This window comes from Streptomyces sp. Ru72, assembly GCF_002920635.1.
In the GTDB taxonomy this organism is placed as follows: Bacteria; Actinomycetota; Actinomycetes; order Streptomycetales; family Streptomycetaceae; genus Streptomyces.
Genome location: NZ_PQSR01000040.1, coordinates 1 through 14,391, shown reverse-complemented (window position 1 = coordinate 14,391; position 14,391 = coordinate 1). Strand labels below are relative to the sequence as shown.

Annotated in this window: 15 protein-coding genes and 1 pseudogene; 12 read left to right on the top strand and 4 right to left on the bottom strand. The window is 67.5% G+C overall.

From position 1 onward, the window contains the following. The first annotated feature begins 113 nt into the window (after positions 1-113). The 8 genes from C3488_RS19720 to C3488_RS19685 all read left to right on the top strand — a co-directional run bounded on the left by C3488_RS19720 (position 114) and on the right by C3488_RS19685 (position 7,951). Complete coding sequence (locus C3488_RS19720; protein ID WP_146067894.1) at positions 114-872, top strand: hypothetical protein; 759 nt, start codon at positions 114-116, stop codon at positions 870-872. A gap of 16 nt (positions 873-888) precedes the next feature. Then, positions 889-1,311, top strand: a complete 423-nt coding sequence (locus tag C3488_RS19715) for a hypothetical protein (RefSeq protein WP_103841187.1) — start codon at positions 889-891, stop codon at positions 1,309-1,311. A 270-nt stretch (positions 1,312-1,581) separates the two neighbouring features. Continuing rightward, positions 1,582-1,953, top strand: a complete 372-nt coding sequence (rpsL, locus tag C3488_RS19710) for a 30S ribosomal protein S12 (protein WP_003948652.1) — start codon at positions 1,582-1,584, stop codon at positions 1,951-1,953. Between the two features lie 2 nt (positions 1,954-1,955). Next, positions 1,956-2,426: a 30S ribosomal protein S7 gene (rpsG, locus tag C3488_RS19705; protein WP_003998848.1), complete on the top strand. Its 471-nt coding sequence runs from the start codon at positions 1,956-1,958 to the stop codon at positions 2,424-2,426. Between the two features lie 39 nt (positions 2,427-2,465). Beyond that, the gene (gene fusA, locus C3488_RS19700; protein WP_103841185.1) at positions 2,466-4,592 is read left to right on the top strand and encodes an elongation factor G; all 2,127 of its coding nucleotides are present in this window, start codon (positions 2,466-2,468) and stop codon (positions 4,590-4,592) included. A 157-nt stretch (positions 4,593-4,749) separates the two neighbouring features. Then, positions 4,750-5,943, top strand: coding sequence for an elongation factor Tu (gene tuf / locus C3488_RS19695; RefSeq protein WP_103841183.1), 1,194 nt, complete (start codon positions 4,750-4,752; stop codon positions 5,941-5,943). A 172-nt stretch (positions 5,944-6,115) separates the two neighbouring features. Next, positions 6,116-6,469: a hypothetical protein gene (locus C3488_RS40615; RefSeq protein WP_103841181.1), complete on the top strand. Its 354-nt coding sequence runs from the start codon at positions 6,116-6,118 to the stop codon at positions 6,467-6,469. Positions 6,470-6,544: 75 nt separating this feature from the next. Next, positions 6,545-7,951 (top strand): S9 family peptidase, encoded by a 1,407-nt coding sequence (locus C3488_RS19685; protein ID WP_103841179.1) that lies wholly within the window; start codon positions 6,545-6,547, stop codon positions 7,949-7,951. Between the two features lie 42 nt (positions 7,952-7,993). On the opposite strand, the gene C3488_RS19680 is transcribed toward C3488_RS19685, so the two are convergent. From C3488_RS19680 to C3488_RS19670, 3 genes are all read right to left on the bottom strand, one after another. Further along, a complete protein-coding gene (locus C3488_RS19680; protein WP_374955439.1) occupies positions 7,994-8,413 on the bottom strand; it encodes a hypothetical protein in 420 nt (139 codons plus the stop codon). 16 nt (positions 8,414-8,429) lie between these two features. Further along, on the bottom strand, positions 8,430-9,410 hold the full coding sequence (locus tag C3488_RS19675; protein WP_181139092.1) for a helix-turn-helix domain-containing protein: 981 nt from the start codon (positions 9,408-9,410) through the stop codon (positions 8,430-8,432). Between the two features lie 193 nt (positions 9,411-9,603). Next, positions 9,604-10,098: an ATP-binding protein gene (locus tag C3488_RS19670; protein WP_103841177.1), complete on the bottom strand. Its 495-nt coding sequence runs from the start codon at positions 10,096-10,098 to the stop codon at positions 9,604-9,606. A 116-nt stretch (positions 10,099-10,214) separates the two neighbouring features. On the opposite strand from C3488_RS19670, the gene C3488_RS19665 reads away from it, so the two are divergent. Then, the gene (locus tag C3488_RS19665; protein ID WP_308460677.1) at positions 10,215-11,090 is read left to right on the top strand and encodes a helix-turn-helix transcriptional regulator; all 876 of its coding nucleotides are present in this window, start codon (positions 10,215-10,217) and stop codon (positions 11,088-11,090) included. Then, complete coding sequence (locus C3488_RS19660) at positions 11,087-11,296, top strand: DUF397 domain-containing protein (protein ID WP_103841173.1); 210 nt, start codon at positions 11,087-11,089, stop codon at positions 11,294-11,296. Before C3488_RS19665 ends, C3488_RS19660 begins: the two co-directional genes overlap by 4 nt. A 70-nt stretch (positions 11,297-11,366) precedes the next feature. On the opposite strand, the pseudogene C3488_RS19655 reads toward C3488_RS19660, so the two are convergent. Further along, positions 11,367-12,455: pseudogene (locus C3488_RS19655) on the bottom strand (right-handed parallel beta-helix repeat-containing protein); the annotation flags it as partial. A 1,113-nt stretch (positions 12,456-13,568) separates the two neighbouring features. Between C3488_RS19655 and rpsJ the strand changes: the two are divergent. Beyond that, the gene (gene rpsJ, locus C3488_RS19650; RefSeq protein WP_003948644.1) at positions 13,569-13,877 is read left to right on the top strand and encodes a 30S ribosomal protein S10; all 309 of its coding nucleotides are present in this window, start codon (positions 13,569-13,571) and stop codon (positions 13,875-13,877) included. An 18-nt stretch (positions 13,878-13,895) separates the two neighbouring features. Continuing rightward, positions 13,896-14,391, top strand: a 496-nt coding sequence (gene rplC / locus C3488_RS19645) for a 50S ribosomal protein L3 (RefSeq protein WP_103841169.1), incomplete at its 3' end; no start/stop codon positions are given.

Below are 14,391 nucleotides of genomic sequence, written 5' to 3'. Positions count from 1 at the left end.
GCATGAGCCGAAGGGCGGTCACCCCGAGTGGGTGGCCGCCCTTCGGCGTGTTGGGGCACTATGTTCCGCACGGTCAACTGACCGGTGGAACAAAGGTGTTGGGGGAGCATCTGGTGGAGACGGCGCGTGTCTTCTTCGGCTTGACGGCCGCCCTGGTGGTGCCCCTGGGCATGGACTGGCACCGTACGCGGCCCGGCCCGACAGCCCTTGTGGTGCTTGCCTGGAGCGCATACGCGGTCTTCCCCTACATGGATCGCGCGCGGCCGTGGATCGCACTCTGTGCCACCGCTCTTGTGGCCCTGGGCGCCATGCTCTGGCACCGTCCAGAGGGCACTTGGAGTCCGGGATTCCCGGACCTACGGCCCTGGGCCTCCGGAGCGCTCGCCGCGCGCAGGCGGTTCGGTCTGGGCGCTCTTGGAGCGGCCCTGCTCCTGTCCGCCTGGACCGCCGGTGAAAGGACGTGGTCCCTGCTGCTGGAGTTGTTGAGAAGTGACCGCACCGCCGTGTTCGTCTCCGCGCTGCTCATCGCGGTCTTCGGCGGCGGTACGCTCGCAAAGGCCGCCACACGGCCGGTGCGGCGTGAGATAGAGGCGCTCCAGGAGGGGCCGCAACGATCGGCCGCGATGGAATTCATGAATGGCGGGCCGGCCATCGGCCGACTCGAACGGGGGCTTCTGTTCGCCTTCCTGGCGGCAGGTCAGCCGGAAGCGGCCGCTCTGGTCCTGGCAGCGAAGTCCCTGGCCCGGGTTCCGAGCGCCGAACACGGCAAGCACGCGTCCGAATACTTTCTGATCGGTACGCTGGCCAGTGTCATAGCAGCGTTGACGATGAGCATGGCGGCACGCTCGGCGATCGGGCTGCCTGTCCTCTGAGAGCCGGGGAGATGCCTTGGAGCTGGCCGGGCACCCTCTGATCCGTGAGCTCTGCTCACTCGAGCTGTCCACCGTCGACTATGTGGTGGCAGGCAGCGGCCCGCTTCTCGCGCACGGCCTGCGCAGGGTCGTGCATGATCTCGACATCGTCGCCCGCGGGGATGCCTGGAAGACCGTCCTGCAGCTCGGCAATCCCGAAACGCCACCCTCCGGGTGCGGTCGCCTTGTGTCGCTCTTCGACGGAGACATAGAGGTCTTCGACCGCTGGCTCCCGGGGTCTCCCGGACCCGATGAGATGATCGAGGCTGCGGAATGGGTGCAGGGGATCCCGTTCTCTCCTCTCCGGGAGGTCCTGAGCTGGAAGGAGAGGCTGGGTAGGGAAAAGGATCAAGAAGACATCAAGTTGATCCGTGACTACCTGGCGCACCCGGGGGGCTGAAGCCCGGACCTGTCAAGGGCGGCGTGTCGCAGCCCACCCCATTTGTTTTGACCGGAGCGAATGCGATAGGTACGCTCAGACCTTGTGCCTGGGGTGTGCCCTGGCTCTCGTGCGTGCCTTCACACCGCACCGGGAGCCGCGACCGGCCACCGTAATCTGCGCCCTTTTCGCCTAGCGGCGGGAGTCTGCGGGATTCGACACACCCGACCGCGTGGGTCGGCGACGTTCCAGGTTAGCTGTACCCATCGGCACACAGAAACCGGAGAAGTAGTGCCTACGATCCAGCAGCTGGTCCGCAAGGGCCGGCAGGACAAGGTCGAGAAGAACAAGACGCCCGCACTCGAGGGTTCCCCTCAGCGCCGCGGCGTCTGCACGCGTGTGTTCACGACCACCCCGAAGAAGCCGAACTCGGCCCTCCGCAAGGTCGCGCGTGTGCGTCTGACCAGCGGCATCGAGGTCACCGCTTACATTCCGGGTGAGGGACACAACCTGCAGGAGCACTCCATCGTGCTCGTGCGCGGCGGCCGTGTGAAGGACCTGCCGGGTGTTCGCTACAAGATCATCCGCGGCTCCCTCGACACCCAGGGTGTCAAGAACCGCAAGCAGGCCCGCAGCCGTTACGGCGCCAAGAAGGAGAAGTAAGAATGCCTCGTAAGGGCCCCGCCCCGAAGCGTCCGGTCATCATCGACCCGGTCTACGGCTCTCCTCTGGTGACCTCCCTGATCAACAAGGTGCTGCTGAACGGCAAGCGCTCCACCGCCGAGCGCATCGTCTACGGCGCCATGGAGGGCCTGCGCGAGAAGACCGGCAACGACCCGGTCATCACGCTCAAGCGCGCTCTCGAGAACATCAAGCCGACCCTCGAGGTCAAGTCCCGCCGTGTCGGTGGCGCCACCTACCAGGTCCCGGTCGAGGTCAAGCCCGGCCGTGCCAACACCCTGGCGCTGCGCTGGCTGGTCGGTTACTCCCGCGCCCGTCGCGAGAAGACCATGACCGAGCGTCTGCTGAACGAGCTCCTCGACGCGTCCAACGGCCTCGGCGCCGCTGTGAAGAAGCGCGAGGACACGCACAAGATGGCCGAGTCCAACAAGGCCTTCGCGCACTACCGCTGGTAGTCGCTACCCCATCGAGAACCGAGAGAAGACTGAAGCCTTATGGCTACCACTTCGCTTGACCTGGCCAGGGTGCGCAACATCGGCATCATGGCCCACATCGACGCGGGCAAGACGACCACCACCGAGCGGATCCTGTTCTACACCGGCGTTTCCTACAAGATCGGTGAAGTCCACGACGGCGCTGCCACCATGGACTGGATGGAGCAGGAGCAGGAGCGTGGCATCACGATCACCTCTGCTGCCACCACCTGTCACTGGCCGCTGGAGAACGTCGACCACACCATCAACATCATCGACACCCCGGGCCACGTCGACTTCACGGTCGAGGTGGAGCGCTCCCTGCGCGTGCTCGACGGTGCCGTGACGGTGTTCGACGGCGTTGCCGGCGTTGAGCCGCAGTCCGAGACGGTGTGGCGTCAGGCGGACCGCTACGGCGTTCCGCGCATCTGCTTCGTCAACAAGCTCGACCGCACCGGTGCCGAGTTCCACCGCTGCGTCGACATGATCTCCGACCGTCTGGGCGCGCAGCCGCTGGTCATGCAGCTGCCGATCGGTGCCGAGGCCGACTTCAAGGGCGTTGTGGACCTGGTCCGCATGAAGGCCCTGGTCTGGTCCGCGGAGGCGACCAAGGGCGAGATGTACGACGTCGTCGACATCCCGGCCACGCACACCGAGGCCGCCGAGGAGTGGCGCGGCAAGCTGCTCGAGGCCGTCGCGGAGAACGACGAGGAGCTGATGGAGCTGTACCTCGAGGGCGAGGAGCCCACCGAGGAGCAGCTGTACGCGGCGATCCGTCGTATCACCATCGCGTCCGGCAAGGGCACCGGCACCACCGTCACCCCGGTGTTCTGTGGTACCGCGTTCAAGAACAAGGGCGTTCAGCCCCTGCTCGACGCGGTCGTGCGCTACCTGCCGTCCCCGGTCGACATCGAGGCCATCGAGGGCCACGACGTCAAGGACCCGGAGACGGTCGTCAAGCGCAAGCCGTCCGACGAAGAGCCGCTGTCCGCGCTGGCGTTCAAGATCATGAGCGACCCGCACCTCGGCAAGCTCACCTTCGTCCGCGTGTACTCCGGCCGCCTGGAGTCCGGCACCGCCGTGCTGAACTCCGTCAAGGGCCGCAAGGAGCGCATCGGCAAGATCTACCGCATGCACGCCAACAAGCGTGAGGAGATCGAGTCGGTGGGCGCCGGCGACATCGTCGCCGTCATGGGCCTGAAGCAGACCACCACCGGTGAGACGCTCTGCGACGAGAAGAACCCGGTCATCCTGGAGTCCATGGACTTCCCGGCGCCGGTCATCGAGGTCGCGATCGAGCCCAAGTCCAAGGGTGACCAGGAGAAGCTGGGTGTCGCCATCCAGCGTCTCGCGGAGGAGGACCCCTCCTTCCAGGTGCACACCAACGAGGAGACCGGCCAGACCGTCATCGGCGGTATGGGCGAGCTTCACCTCGAGGTGCTGGTCGACCGTATGCGCCGTGAGTTCAAGGTCGAGGCCAACGTCGGCAAGCCGCAGGTCGCGTACCGTGAGACCATCCGCCAGAAGGTCGAGAAGGTCGAGTACACCCACAAGAAGCAGACGGGTGGTACCGGTCAGTTCGGTCGCGTCATCATCTCGGTCGAGCCGATCGAGAGCGGCGACATGTCGTACGAGTTCGTGAACCAGGTGACCGGTGGTCGCATCCCGAAGGAGTACATCCCTTCGGTCGACGCCGGCTGCCAGGAGGCGATGCAGTTCGGCATCCTCGCGGGCTACGAGATGACCGGCGTCCGCGTCACCCTGCTCGACGGTGCCTACCACGAGGTCGACTCCTCCGAGCTCGCCTTCAAGATCGCCGGTTCGCAGGCCTTCAAGGAGGCCGCGCGCAAGGCCAAGCCCGTGCTGCTCGAGCCGATGATGGCCGTCGAGGTCACCACGCCCGAGGACTACATGGGCGAGGTCATCGGTGACATCAACTCCCGCCGTGGCCAGATCCAGGCCATGGAGGAGCGTGCCGGCGCCCGTGTCGTGAAGGGCCTGGTTCCGCTGTCGGAGATGTTCGGCTACGTCGGCGACCTCCGCAGCAAGACGTCGGGTCGCGCGAGCTACTCGATGCAGTTCGACTCCTACGCCGAGGTTCCGCGGAACGTCGCCGAGGAGATCATCGCGAAGGCCAAGGGCGAGTAACGCACCCCGTTCACACGCTTTAGGCTTGACACCGACCGCCGGGGTTTCAAACCCCCGTTTCACCCGGGTGGGAGCGACCCCGGCGGCCGGCACCCCAGCAAAGATCACCTGGCGCCGATGAGTAAGGCGTACAGAACCACTCCACAGGAGGACCCCAGTGGCGAAGGCGAAGTTCGAGCGGACTAAGCCGCACGTCAACATCGGCACCATCGGTCACATCGACCACGGTAAGACGACCCTCACGGCCGCCATTACCAAGGTGCTGCACGACGCGTACCCGGACCTGAACGAGGCCACCCCGTTCGACAACATCGACAAGGCTCCTGAGGAGCGCCAGCGCGGTATCACCATCTCCATCGCGCACGTCGAGTACCAGACCGAGTCGCGTCACTACGCCCACGTCGACTGCCCGGGTCACGCGGACTACATCAAGAACATGATCACCGGTGCGGCGCAGATGGACGGCGCCATCCTGGTGGTCGCCGCCACCGACGGCCCGATGCCGCAGACCAAGGAGCACGTGCTCCTGGCTCGCCAGGTCGGCGTGCCGTACATCGTCGTCGCCCTGAACAAGGCCGACATGGTGGACGACGAGGAGATCCTGGAGCTCGTCGAGCTCGAGGTTCGTGAGCTCCTCACCGAGTACGAGTTCCCGGGCGACGACGTTCCGGTCGTCCAGGTCTCCGCTCTGAAGGCGCTCGAGGGCGACCCGAAGTGGACCCAGTCGGTCCTCGACCTCATGAACGCCGTCGACACCTCCATCCCGGAGCCCGAGCGTGACGTCGACAAGCCGTTCCTGATGCCGATCGAGGACGTCTTCACGATCACCGGTCGCGGTACGGTCGTCACCGGCCGTATCGAGCGCGGTGTCCTGAAGGTCAACGAGACGGTCGACATCATCGGCATCAAGCCGGAGAAGACCTCCACCACGGTCACCGGCATCGAGATGTTCCGCAAGCTGCTCGACGAGGGCCAGGCCGGTGAGAACGTCGGTCTGCTGCTTCGCGGCATCAAGCGCGAGGACGTCGAGCGCGGCCAGGTCATCATCAAGCCGGGCTCGGTCACCCCGCACACCGAGTTCGAGGCGCAGGCCTACATCCTGTCCAAGGACGAGGGTGGCCGCCACACGCCGTTCTTCAACAACTACCGCCCGCAGTTCTACTTCCGTACGACGGACGTGACCGGCGTCGTGACCCTCCCCGAGGGCACCGAGATGGTCATGCCGGGTGACAACACCGAGATGAAGGTGGAGCTCATCCAGCCCGTCGCCATGGAGGAGGGCCTCAAGTTCGCCATCCGTGAGGGTGGTCGGACCGTGGGCGCCGGCCAGGTCACCAAGATCGTCAAGTAAGTTCCGCTTGCTTGAGGGTCTGACCCCCTGGGTCAGCTGACCTGAAGAGGCCCGCACGACTTCGGTCGTGCGGGCCTCTTCGTGTTGTCGGTACGCCGACCTACCAGAGCCCCCGCTTCACTGAGTACGAGCGCTCATGTGCGTACCGCCCGCACTGCGATGGGGTGGTCCCATGCTGGACACCACACAGGGTGGGCCCGCGCGGCGCGCGTGGGCCGGACCGCTGATCGCGACCGTGCTCACCCTTCCCGGGGCCTTCTTCGCCTTCGTCTTCGGCGGGCTCGCGCCCATGGCCTGCGACACCTGCGACGGAGCCGAGGCCGAGCGCTTCACCAGGGGCTTCAACAGCGCCCACACGGTCCTGCACGCCGGCCTCACCGCCGCATTCGTGCTCCTGTTGATCAGTTGGTGCCTGCCCCGGACCGAACGGAACGTCGTCCCCCGCTGGGTCCTCGCCGCCCTCGCACCCGGCACCGTCGTGCTCTCCGTGCTCGTCTTCGCCTCGATGGTGCCCTGGCCGAGCTGATCCCCGAGGCTGTTCGGGGGAACGGCAGGTGTCGTGCGAAGAGGCGGGACGGGCGCGGTCCTACCTTCCTGCGGCATGGAGAACCCAACGGCTGCCCCGGGGACCGGACCCAGCAGGCGCAGCACCCTGGCCGGGCTCGCCGGTGCCGCCGGGGCCCTGCTGGCCGCCGGATGCACGGCCACGGACACCTCGCCGGGGCGCGGGCCGGTGGCCGGAGCATCGGCCTCCGCGACGGCAGCCGCCCCGGCCCCCGGTGCGATGACGCTCTTCGACAACCCGGAGTTCAATTTCAGCGGGCTCCTGGCGCTCGGCGCGGCCGGTCAGCGCAGCAGCGAGGTGGGCGAGGTGCTCACCGCCGTGAACGCGATCAACAAGGCCGGCCTGTCCGCGCAGACGTACGTCCAGACCTTCAGAAACCTCGGCGACCAGCTGATGAAGGCGCCGGAGGGCGGCGGACCCGACCGGGCGACCCGGCGCTTCCGTGCCCTTCGGGCCTCGCAGTACTACGCCCAGGCACTGTTCTTCGTCCTCGGCTCCAACGACCCCGACAGCGAGGAGGCGCTGTACAGGGCCGGGCGCGGCGCCTGGGACACCTTCTGCCGGCTGTGCGACCCGGCGCCGGTGACGGCGAAGGTCCCGTACGGGAGGACCGGGCTGCCCGTGTGGCTCTTCCGCCCGGACGCGTCGGGACGAGCTCGCCCCACCGTGATCCTCACCAACGGCAGCGACGGACAGAACGTCGACATGTGGACGTACGGCGTGTCCGCCGCCCTGGTCCGGGGGTGGAACGCCCTGGTCTACGAGGGGCCGGGCCAGGGGCAGCTGATCTTCATCGAACGGGTGGTGTTCACACCGCGCTGGGAGAACGTGGTCAGGCCGCTCGTCGACTGGCTGGTCGCCCGCTCCGACGTCGACACCCGCAGAATCGCCCTCACGGGGCTGAGCATGGGTGGCTGCCTGGCTCCCCGCGCGGCGGCCTTCGAGCGGCGGATCGCGGCCCTGGTGGCGATGCCCGGCTGCCTGGAGCCGTGGCTCGGCTTCCCCCCGGAGCTGCGGAAGATCCTCACCCCGAACAGGGCGGAGACCAACGCCGTCTGGAACAAGGAGGTCGTACCGGAGCTGTCCCCGGCCGACGCGGCGACGCTGAAGAAACGCTTCGAACCGTTCTCGGCCCCGGCGATGCTGGCGGCCCGCAAGGGCAGGATGTTCACGGACTTCCACACCCCGGCGAGCCTCGTCCGGTCGCTGAGGATCACGGACGTCGTGGGCCGTATCAAGGCCCCCACCCTGGTCCTCGACTACCAGGACGAGCAGTTCTATCCGGGCCAGGCACCCCAGATGTACGACAGGCTGAGGGCCCCCAAGGACTACGTGAAGCTCACGGCGGCGACGGGCGCCCAACTGCACTGCTCACCGATGGCTCCGCAGCAGCACTGCGAAGTGGTGTTCGACTGGTTGGGGGAGAGGTTGGCGGGAGGCTAGGTGTGCTGTCCGGGGACTGCTCGGCGCGGGGAACGAGTTCGGTCACTCGTCTTCGAAGATCTCTTCGGCCTTCGGAGCGGTGACGGCGCGGATGAGCCAGCGGCGGAGGACGTCCGGGTCGGTGCAGTCCGTGATGCGCCGGCGAACGTCCCCGGAGACGTCGAGGCCACGTAGTTCCAGGACGACCAGGATGTCCTCGGCACGGCCCTGGGCACGGCCCTCGTCGCGGATCTCTTCGGAGATGTAGGACTTGTAGAAGGAGAGGTCCACGGCCACCAGGTTCCTCCAGAGGTGCTTGGCCGGGCGGTTGCCCAGACCCTGTGCGGTGAATTGTGCTGCGGACAGGGCGTTCGGTATCGCTTCGACGGCTGGGTCGGCAGCGTGTGTGTGGTGAGGGTGGGCAGTTGGGGCGGCCCGCTGCTGGAAGATGCGGTGCATCGCCTCGTGGGGCGGGCTGACCATGGAGTTCCTTGCGGTTTCAGGCGTGGGCGGAGGCTGCCGGGCGGCAGTCGCGGCAGAGGGCTCCGGGCTCGGGGGCGCGGATGCCGCGATCGCAGCCGTCGCAGTTGCGCAGGGGGTGCCGGACGGGTGAGGGCTCGGTCGGTGCGCGGAACGGGGGTGGGGGCGGCAGCTGGGCGGTGAGGCGGTGGGCCAGGAGGGCGGCCGGGCGGCGCGGGCCCTCGGGCGGGAGGTCGGTGGTCAGGGCGTGGTGTACGGCGGCCGGGGACACGTCGCGTTGCAGCCAGGCGGCGACGCCGGGGGCGAGGTGGGCCGTGTCGCAGGCGCTGAGCAGCAGGCGGGGGTCCTGGTGGTGCAGACCGGCAAGGAGGTCGGTGGCCGTCCGGAGGAGAGCGGGGGAGGGATGCGCCGGCTGGGGAACGGGCGGGAGGGGGTGCTTCCTGCGGGGTTCGCGGGGCTTTCTGCGGGAGGTGGGCTCCTCGGGGGCCGAGTCCGCCGGTGCGACACATTTCCCGGGAGTGTTGCAGTTCGGTGGGTCCACCACCCCCGGGGGAACGACCGGAACCGGTGCGTGGCCGGACTCCTGGTGGCGCGGGGCCTTCGGCTGGTTGCAGCTGATCGTGCGGGTGACGATCCGGCCGGCGGGGGTGCGTTCGCGTACGCGGCGCAGGTAGCCGTGGACCTCCAGCTCACGCAGCCCGGCGGCGATGCGGTCGCGGCCCTCCGGGAAGCGCTCGGCGAGCGTCCTGATGTCCACGGGGGCGTTGCTCGGCAGGGACTGGATGTGCACCGCCAGCGCGATGGCGACCAGCGACAGCTCCGGGTGCTGGGCGAGGTGGTTGCCGATCACCGTGAAGCGGGTGGTGTGGCGGGTGTTCTCGTGGATGACGCCGTAAGCGCTGCGGCGGGCACGCGTGCGTGGATTCGCCCGGGAGTGGGGTTCGTTCGCGACAACGGCTGACTGGGCGTGCGGGGGCACGCTAGGGTCGTCGGTACCCATCGGGAAGTCCTTACCTTCCTCGGTGGCCAGGCCCTCGATCGGGATCGCTACTCCCGGCCGGGGGCCGATGCATGTGTGCGGTTGTTTGCGCTGAGAGTAGGGGAGTCGGGGGCCTCGGAATCCAGCCGAGCCGGGGATGTTCACCCGCCCGAGTGAGCGGGGGCCCCGGGCGGATCGGTGGGGCTTGGCGGGGTCATTTCGTCCCCGAGTTCTTTGAGTGGAGATCGCCTTCGCCACCGCAGCCCGTGGGGGCGGGTTCCGGCTCTGAGCAGCGCAGTTCCGCCCATACGGTCTTGCGCGGGAAGCGGTCCTCCCTTACGCCCCAGCGGTCCGCGAGTGCGTCCACGACGAGCAGTCCACGGCCGGACTCGGCTCCGGGATTCGGGTGCTGGAGCTGGGGGAGCCGTTCGCAGCGGGTGTCGGTCACTTCGATGCGGAGGGTGTCGGCGACCACGTAGAGCATGAGCCGGAAATCCCGTCCCGGGACACGGCCGTGGGTGACCGCGTTGGCCGCCAGCTCGGCGACGACATGGCCCGGCGCCTCCAACGGGAGTCCCCAGGTGCGCAGTTGTTCGGTGGCGAGCAGACGGGCGAGGCGTGCTCCGCGCGGGGTGGAGGAGAGCAGCACGCTGAAGTTCCGGACGGCGCGGCCGAGTTGGTCGGTGGGTTCGGCGATTTCCTGATTCACATCACTCAGAGTGGCCGCACCTGCCTAACGTGAACAGTGACGACGCTGTTGCGTACGGTGACTGTCCGATGCTTGTCCGGTGGTGTCCGGGCTGTCGGGAGAGGGAGGGGCGCGGGGTGCTCGTGGACGGTGACGCGGGTCGGCTCAAAGGCGAGGCCGACGAGTCGGGATGGGAGGTGGATCCGGACGACGAGTGGGGAGTGGCCGTCGTCGCCACCGTCGGGCGGCAGCTGAGGCTGCGGCGGGAGGCGGTGGGGATGCGGGCAGCCGACTTCGGGAAGGCCGTCGGGTACGGCGAGGACCTGGTCTACAAGATCGAGGGCGGGAAGCGGATCCCGCGGCCCGAGTATCTGGACAGAGCGGACGAGGTGCTCGGGGCGGGTGGACTGCTCTCGGCGATGAAGGAGGACGTGGCCAAGGTCCGGTACCCGAGGAAGGTGCGGGAGCTGGCGAAGCTGGAGGCGCAGGCCGTCGAGATCGGGGTGTACGTCGGGTTGAGCGTCCACGGCCTGCTGCAGACCGAAGAGCACGCCAGAGCATTGTTCGAGGCACGCCAGCCTCCCTACTCGGAGGAGGAGGTGGAGCGCATGGTGGCCGCTCGTATGGCACGAAAGGCGATTTTCGAACGCTCTCCTGGCCCATCACTCAGCTTCGTGCTGGAAGAGGGCCTACTGCGACGCCGCGTTGGAGGCACAATGGTCCGGCGCCGCCAACTCGAACATTTGCTGGAGGTGGCGAAACTGCGCAATGTGACCTTGCAGGTGATGCCGACGGACACCGATGCTCACCCCGGCGTGGACGGCAAGATCGAGGTGTTGAAGTTCGTTGACGGGACGGCTGTGGGGCGTTCCGACGGTGCGTTCAACGGCCGTCCGATCTCCGACCCGAAACAGCTCCGGATCCTCGAACTGCGCTATGGCATCATCCGGGCCCAGGCTCTCACGCCAGAAGAGTCGCTCGCGTTCATCGAGCAAGTACGAGGAGAAGCATGATCGCCGAAGCCTCCGCCGGAGAGACCTCTGAGCTGGCGTGGTTCAAGAGCAGCTACAGCGACGGAACCGAGGGCGACTCCTGCGTCGAAGTCGCCATAGCCCCCCGCACTATCCACGTCCGCGACTCCAAGACCCCGGGTGGCCCTCAGCTCGCGCTCTCCCCGGGTGCCTGGACCGACTTCGTGATGTACGCGTCCGGAAGCTGACGCCCCAATCACCACGCGCCCCACTCCCGATCGCAACCGGGAGCGGGGCGCGTTGACGCAGTACCGATCGCTACGGCGTCACGACCTTGCCCCCGAACGTGACCACGAGCGAGCCGTCGGAGGCGAAGGACCAGCCCAGGGCGCCCGAGTACGAGGAGCACCGGGAGCCGTTGGAGCCGGTCCAGAACTGGTTCGAGCTGTCGGCGTCGCCGACGGTCTTGTCGTTCGACCCGCTGACGCTGAACCGGCATGACGTGTTGCTCCGGAACACCGAGGTGCCGGCGTCGAAGGAGAAATTGCGTTCGGCGTTGTCGACACTCGCGTTGTTCGAGACGGTCATCCTGCCGGGGTTGCTGTTGTACGTGAACCCGTGATGGCCGTTGCGGTAGGCGATGTCGTGCCGGACCACGTGGTTGACCGCGATGTCCTCGCCGCCGAGCTTGTAGCCGTTGCGGTCGCCGTTCTTGTTCTGGGTGCCGTTGCTCAGGGTGCCGTTGTTGTAGGACAGGGAGTACTCGATGGTCACCGGACCGATGGGACCGGTGTCGGTCTTGGTGTAGAGGTCCCAGCCGTCGTCGATGTTGTGGTGGGACACGTCGTAGCGGAACACGTTCCCGGTGCCGGTGGTGAGCTTCGCGGCGAAACCGTCGGCGTTCTCGCCGGTGGAGTCCATGTTGTCGTGCGACTCCGAGCTCACGATCAGGTTGTTGGACGGCCACTGGCTGCTCGGTGTGCTGGAGGAGATCCGGCCGAGCTGCAGTCCTGTGTCGCGGTTGTACGCAGTGACCGTGCGCTCGACGACGTTGTTGCTGCCGCCGACGTAGATCCCGTTGTCACCGGCGTGCTGGACGGTCAGGCCGTACAGGTGCCAGTAGTTGGCGTTCAGCTGGATGCCCCGGTGGGACGAGCTCTCGGTCTGCCCCGAGAAGTCCAGCACCGGCTTCTCGCCCGGGTAGGCGGTCAGGTTGGTGCGGGCACTGGAGGTGCCGTTGCTGCCCTGCGGGATGGTGATCGTCGACGAGTACTTGTACGTCCCGCCGCGTACGTAGATCGTTCCGCCGGGGGCGATGCGGCTGATCGCCGAGGTGAGGGTCGTGGGGGCCGACTGTGTGCCGGCCGCGCTGTCACTGCCGCTCGGCGACACGTAGAGCGTGGTGCTCGCCGTGGGTGCGGCCTGCGCGGTCGGGCCGGACAGCGCGACCAGTGCGCCGGCCAGCATGCTGACACACGCGATGACGGGTCTCACTTGCATGGTGCTGCCTCCGGGTTCATGTGGGGTTTCCGTGACCAGCGGTTCCGTGCAAGAGAAAGCGCTTTCTCCAGTGAACGTAAGCGCTTGCCGTGGACGCGTCAATGGGCGTGTACTTGATTCTTATTCACAAACATGAACGCGAGGGTCCAGCAGGGGATCCGCTCCGTGCAATGCCGGCGACCGCTCAAAGCGCCGGCTTGAATCCTTCGCGGCTGCGTACGAAGCCCAGTGCGGCATCGCGGGGCGCAAGGTGTGAGCGGGCGCGGGCTCAGTGACAGCGGACACGGCACAGACCCTGACGGGATCGGTGGACGTCAGGACCCACCCCGGCGAGGGACTGCTCGGCGCGGCCCGAGCGTGGCGGCCCTCGGTGCGGTCGGCGTGTCGGCGGCGCTGTCGCGCCCGCCCGTCGCCTCCTTCAGGGGGACGATCCGTCGCCCGGACGCCACCGGCACGACAGCCTCTCCATGAAGTCCCGGCGCTCGGAGAGACGGGTCACCCCGGGGATGGCGAGGCTGGGCACCGTACCCTGGCGTCCAGCGCGTCGCCGATCCCGGTCGTGGTCCGTTTCCGGACCGCCGGCATCTCCTGGGTGGTCGCCCGCCCGGGTTTGACCTGTGTCACCCTCCGGGTATTCTCTCCGGCCCGATTGGCCAGCCCCCCGCCCCCTATGGCAGACTGTCGGAGTTGCTCGGTCGAGTGTTGATGCTGCGCGCCTCCCGCCGGGAGGACCGGAAGCGAGTCCCACAGTACTCGTCGCCCTAACTGCCTCACGGCAGCGCTGGGGCGGACGTACGGGAATCTTCCGGGAAGCGTGGGCGCGGCACCGACCAGGCACCCGGTGGGCCTTTCGGTCCCGGTCGGCGCGGTTCGCAGGGCCGTGCGCAATCCCGCAGGGATGTTCGAACAAGGGACATCTGTGTCAGCGGGGGTGCGACACGCCCGACCGCGTGGGTCGGAGGTCGAGGGCAGGGAACACCGGGTTCCAGAGCGTAAGAGAGACAGGACTACGAAGTAGCCATGGCGGGACAGAAGATCCGCATCCGGCTCAAGGCCTACGACCACGAGGTCATCGACTCCTCGGCGAAGAAGATCGTCGAGACGGTGACCCGCACTGGTGCGTCGGTCGCGGGCCCGGTGCCGCTGCCCACTGAGAAGAACGTGTACTGCGTCATCAAGTCGCCGCACAAGTACAAGGACTCGCGCGAGCACTTCGAGATGCGCACGCACAAGCGCCTGATCGACATCCTCGACCCGACCCCCAAGACCGTTGACTCTCTGATGCGACTCGACCTCCCGGCCGGTGTCGACATCGAGATCAAGCTCTGAGGCCGGTGATCTGAAGAGATGGCTAAGCAGATCAAGGGCATCCTGGGCGAGAAGCTCGGTATGACGCAGGTGTGGGACGAGAACAACCGTGTCGTCCCGGTCACCGTCGTCAAGGCCGGGCCGAACGTCGTCACCCAGGTCCGTACGAACGACGTCGACGGCTACGAGTCCGTCCAGATCGCCTTCGGCGAGATCGACCCGCGCAAGGTGAACAAGCCCCTCAAGGGTCACTTCGCCAAGGCCGACGTCACCCCCCGTCGTCACCTCGTCGAGATCCGCACCGCGGACGCCTCCGAGTACACGCTCGGCCAGGAGATCACCGCTGAGGTGTTCGAGGCCGGTACGAAGGTCGACGTCACCGGCAAGAGCAAGGGCAAGGGCTTCGCCGGTGTCATGAAGCGTCACAACTTCAAGGGCCTCGGCGCCGGTCACGGCACCCAGCGCAAGCACCGCTCCCCCGGCTCCATCGGTGGCTGCGCCACCCCGGGCCGTGTGTTCAAGGGCCTCCGCATGG

Bases quoted from the DNA above. Each gene is read 5' to 3' on its own strand.
- rpsG (WP_003998848.1), top strand. From the start codon at position 1,956: ATGCCTCGTAAGGGCCCCGCCCCGAAGCGTCCGGTCATCATCGACCCG.
- fusA (WP_103841185.1), top strand. From the start codon at position 2,466: ATGGCTACCACTTCGCTTGACCTGGCCAGGGTGCGCAACATCGGCATC.
- C3488_RS40615 (WP_103841181.1), top strand. From the start codon at position 6,116: ATGCTGGACACCACACAGGGTGGGCCCGCGCGGCGCGCGTGGGCCGGA.
- C3488_RS19685 (WP_103841179.1), top strand. From the start codon at position 6,545: ATGGAGAACCCAACGGCTGCCCCGGGGACCGGACCCAGCAGGCGCAGC.
- C3488_RS19680 (WP_374955439.1), bottom strand. From the start codon at position 8,413: ATGGTCAGCCCGCCCCACGAGGCGATGCACCGCATCTTCCAGCAGCGG.
- C3488_RS19675 (WP_181139092.1), bottom strand. From the start codon at position 9,410: ATGGGTACCGACGACCCTAGCGTGCCCCCGCACGCCCAGTCAGCCGTT.
- C3488_RS19660 (WP_103841173.1), top strand. From the start codon at position 11,087: ATGATCGCCGAAGCCTCCGCCGGAGAGACCTCTGAGCTGGCGTGGTTC.
- rpsJ (WP_003948644.1), top strand. From the start codon at position 13,569: ATGGCGGGACAGAAGATCCGCATCCGGCTCAAGGCCTACGACCACGAG.